Source organism: Bradyrhizobium neotropicale (assembly GCF_001641695.1).
GTDB classification, from domain to species: domain Bacteria; phylum Pseudomonadota; class Alphaproteobacteria; order Rhizobiales; family Xanthobacteraceae; genus Bradyrhizobium; species Bradyrhizobium neotropicale.
This window is the reverse complement of record NZ_LSEF01000009.1, coordinates 5,914-9,955: the sequence shown is the minus strand read 5'-3', so window position 1 is coordinate 9,955 and position 4,042 is coordinate 5,914. Positions and strand designations below refer to the sequence as shown.

Annotated in this window: 4 protein-coding genes; all 4 read left to right on the top strand. The window is 65.6% G+C overall.

The genetic code is table 11. From position 1 onward, the window contains the following. The first annotated feature begins 198 nt into the window (after window positions 1-198). Entirely contained in the window at window positions 199-1,146 is a 948-nt protein-coding gene (locus AXW67_RS01560) for an aspartate carbamoyltransferase catalytic subunit (protein ID WP_063676107.1), read from the top strand. A gap of 5 nt (window positions 1,147-1,151) precedes the next feature. Next, window positions 1,152-2,453: a dihydroorotase gene (locus AXW67_RS01555; protein WP_063676122.1), complete on the top strand. Its 1,302-nt coding sequence runs from the start codon at window positions 1,152-1,154 to the stop codon at window positions 2,451-2,453. Window positions 2,454-2,551: 98 nt separating this feature from the next. Next, window positions 2,552-3,148 (top strand): glycerol-3-phosphate 1-O-acyltransferase PlsY, encoded by a 597-nt coding sequence (gene plsY, locus AXW67_RS01550; protein ID WP_027553100.1) that lies wholly within the window; start codon window positions 2,552-2,554, stop codon window positions 3,146-3,148. A gap of 150 nt (window positions 3,149-3,298) precedes the next feature. After that, window positions 3,299-4,042: patatin-like phospholipase family protein (locus AXW67_RS43610; RefSeq protein WP_245315354.1), on the top strand; the 744-nt coding region annotated here is incomplete at its 3' end.

Here is a 4,042-nt window from a genome sequence, read left to right as displayed (position 1 = left end):
CCATCCACGATCTTCTATCGCATTTGACGCAAAAAGGACGTGGATGCCCGGGACAAGCCCGGGCATGACGGAGAAGACTGCAACAGCTCGGATTATTGGGGCGCGGCGTAACGGCAAACGGACAGATCAGGGGATAACTCACTTCCCCAGCATTGGCCCTTGCCCCCTCACCCATCCCCGCCTATAGCTCTGCTTTTAATGACATCGAAATCGACCTTCGTCCTCGGCCACCGGCATTTGCTGGGCATCGAGGGCCTTTCCGCGGCCGACATCACCGGCCTCCTCGACCTGTCCGAAGAATATGTCGAGCTCAACCGCCAGGTTGACAAGAAGCGTACCGTCCTGCGTGGACGGACGCAGGTGAACCTCTTCTTCGAGGCCTCCACCCGGACCCAGTCCTCGTTCGAGCTCGCCGGCAAGCGCCTGGGCGCCGACGTCATGAACATGTCGGTGTCCTCGTCGTCGATCCGCAAGGGCGAAACCCTGATGGACACCGCGGTGACGCTGAACGCGATGCACCCGGACATCCTGGTGGTGCGCCATCACGCCTCCGGCGCGGTGGAACTGCTGGCGCGCAAGGTTGACGGTTCCGTGATCAATGCCGGCGACGGCGCGCATGAGCATCCGACGCAGGCCCTGCTCGACGCGCTGACCATCCGCCGCAACAAGGGCCGGATCGAGGGCCTCGTAATCGCGATCTGCGGCGACGTGCTGCATTCGCGCGTGGCCCGCTCCAACATCATCCTGCTCAACACGATGGGCGCCCGCGTCCGCGTCGTCGGCCCCTCCACGCTGCTGCCGCCCGGGATCGAGCGGATGGGCGTAGAGGTCGCGCGCGACATGCGCGAGGGCCTCGAGAGCGCCGACATCGTCATGATGCTGAGGCTCCAGCGCGAGCGGATGAACGGCTCCTTCGTGCCATCGTCCAGCGAGTACTTCAACTATTTCGGGCTCGACCAGAAGAAGCTCGCTTACGCCAAGCCGGACGCACTCGTGATGCATCCCGGCCCCATGAACCGTGGCGTGGAGATCGACTCGGCCGTCGCCGATGGCGCGCAGTCCCTGATCCGCGAACAGGTGGAAATGGGCGTTGCCGTACGCATGGCCGTGCTCGAAGCGCTCGCCCGCAACTTGCCGAACGCGTGATGCCGATGTTGATCGACCGCCGCCCAGTCCTGCTCGCCAATGCCCGCGTCGTCGATCCCTCGCGGGATTTCGATGGCATCGGCGACGTCCTGATCGCCGACGGGATCGTGCGCGAGACCCGCCGGGGCATCGGCGCTGCCGGCGTCCCCGAAGGCACCGACATCGTCAACTGCTCCGGCAAGATCGTCGCCCCCGGCCTGGTCGACATGCGCGCCTTCGTCGGCGAGCCCGGCTTCAGCCATCGCGAGACCTTTGCCTCCGCGAGCCAGGCGGCCGCGACCGGCGGCATCACCACCATCATCTGCCAGCCCGATACATCGCCCGTCATCGACAATTCGGCAACCGTCGATTTCGTGATGCGCAGAGCCCGCGACACCGCGATCGTCAACATCCAGCCGATGGCGGCGCTGACAAAAGGACTGCGCGGCGAAGAGATGACCGAGTTCGGCCTCCTGAAGGCCGCCGGCGCGGTTGCCTTCAGCGACGGCGACAAGAGCGTCACCAACGCGCAGGTGATGCGCCGCGCGCTGACCTATGCCCGCGATTTCGACGCGCTGATCGTCCACCATACCGAGGATCCCGATCTCGTCGGCGAAGGCGTCATGAACGAGGGCGAGTTCGCGACCCGCCTCGGCCTGATGGGCATCCCCAATGCCGCCGAAGCTGTGATCCTGGAACGCGACATGCGGCTCGTCGCACTCACCGGCGGCCGCTATCACGCGGCCTCGCTGTCGTGCACCGACTCCCTCGACATCCTGAAGCGCGCCCGCGACGCCGGCCTCGCCGTCAGCGCCTCGGTCTCGATCAATCATCTCGCGCTGAACGAGAACGACATCGGTCCGTACCGGACCTTCCTGAAACTATCGCCACCGCTGCGGACCGAGGACGATCGCCGCGCGCTGGTCGCGGCCGTGGCCTCCGGCCTCGTCGACGTCATCATGTCCGACCACGATCCGCAGGACGTCGAGGTCAAGCGCCTGCCGTTCGCGGAGGCCGCCCCCGGTGCCGTCGGGCTCGAAACAATGCTGCCGGCAGGCCTCAGGCTGGTGCATAATGGCGAGATGGAACTGAAGACGCTGATCCGGGCGATGTCGACCCGTCCCGCCGAGCTTCTCGGCCTGCCCGGGGGAACCTTGCGCACCGGAGCTCCGGCTGATGTCATCGTGATCGACCCCGATACGCCCTGGATCGTCGATCCCGCCGATCTCAAATCGCCCTGCAAGAACACACCGTTCGACGAGGCCCGCTTCACAGGTCGTGTGGTGCGCACCATCGTCGGTGGGCGAACGGTCTTTGAGCATGTCTAACGTGGCGTTTTCAGGCGAAGTGGATACCGGTTCGCGTCAGGAAAACGCGTCAGGAAAAGACCATGCGCGGGAAATATGCCGGACATGGAGATGCGGCGATGGGACTTGAAGCCTTCCTCCCCGTAGCCTTCGTCATCGGCTATCTCCTCGGCTCGATCCCGTTCGGGCTGGTGCTGACCAAGCTTGCCGGCACGCAGGATCTGCGCTCGATCGGGTCCGGCAATATCGGCGCCACCAACGTCCTGCGTACGGGACGCAAGGGGCTCGCCGCGGCGACCCTGCTGCTCGACGCGCTGAAGGGCACCGCGGCCGTGGTGATCGCCGGTTACATCGCGGGCCCCAATGCCGCGATGCTGGCGGGGCTCGGCGCCTTCCTCGGCCATCTCTTCCCGGTCTGGCTCAAGTTCAAAGGCGGCAAAGGTGTCGCGGTCTATATCGGCATCCTGATCGGCCTGTTCTGGCCGGCTGCGGTGGTGTTCTGCCTGCTGTGGCTCGCGACCGCCTTCACCACCCGCTACTCGTCGCTGTCGGCGTTGGTCGCGGCCTTCGTCACGCCGCTGTTCCTGTGGTGGTTCGGCCACCCCGCCCTGGCCTCGCTGTTTGCGGTGTTGACGCTGCTGCTGTTCTACATGCACCGCGAGAACATCAAGCGATTGCAATCGGGCAATGAGAGCCGGATTGGACAGAAATCGTAAGTCCGGAAAAAGTACGGATACCGCCGCACCCCTTCCGCATTATATGCCAAATTCTGTTCGCAACTTCCGGCCTGTTTCTGGCCGGAGTGGCCAACGATATCCAGGCCTGTCATCCTGACGGCGGAAAATGGCGTTACGCGGTAGCTCAGAATGAGCGAGAAGATTGTCGGCGCGCATGACGAAGGTGGCTCGCTGGGTGCTGCGCGCACCGCGGCAAGCATGCTGCTCTCGGCAACGGATATCTGGTCCGATACCCCCTCACCGGCCCCTGAGCCTGCGCCCGTTTCGCCGCCACCGCAGGCGCCGGTCCCCGTCCCCCAGACAGCTCCCGAAATCGAGCCTGTAGCCGCCGTCGCCACCCGCGTGCCGAAGCGAGTCCGCTCCGAGCAGTGGCCACCGCAAAAACTGTCGCTTGCCCTCCAGGGCGGCGGCACGTTCGCCGCCTTCACCTGGGGCGTGCTGGAGAGACTGCTGGAAGAGCCGGCCATCGAGATCGACACGATCAGCGGCGCCAGCGCCGGCGCCATCAATGCGCTTCTGCTCGCTTCCGGCCTCGCCGAAGGCGGACGCGAAGGCGCCCGCGCCCGGCTGAACCGGTTCTGGGTTCGGCTGATGCACGAGGCCTCGTTCCGCTCGCTGATGCTGGTCGGCGGCTTCTCGCCGGCGGGAAGCTCGGTCGCCTTCGGGTCGACGCTGCGCTCCGGACAGTTCGATCCGTTCGACCTCGATCCGCTGCGGCAGGCGCTGTCGCGCGACATCAACTTTGCGGCTTTGCGCGAGGCAGGATGCCCAAAGCTCCTGATCGCGGCGACGCGGATCCGCGACGGCCAGCAGCAGATTTTTGGCAATGACGCGATCACCGCCGATGTCGCGCTGGCCTCGACCTGCCCGCCT

Excerpts from the sequence above, each read along its gene's own strand:
- AXW67_RS01560 (WP_063676107.1), top strand. The coding sequence starts at position 199 with ATGACATCGAAATCGACCTTCGTCCTCGGCCACCGGCATTTGCTGGGC.
- AXW67_RS01555 (WP_063676122.1), top strand. The coding sequence starts at position 1,152 with ATGTTGATCGACCGCCGCCCAGTCCTGCTCGCCAATGCCCGCGTCGTC.
- plsY (WP_027553100.1), top strand. The coding sequence starts at position 2,552 with ATGGGACTTGAAGCCTTCCTCCCCGTAGCCTTCGTCATCGGCTATCTC.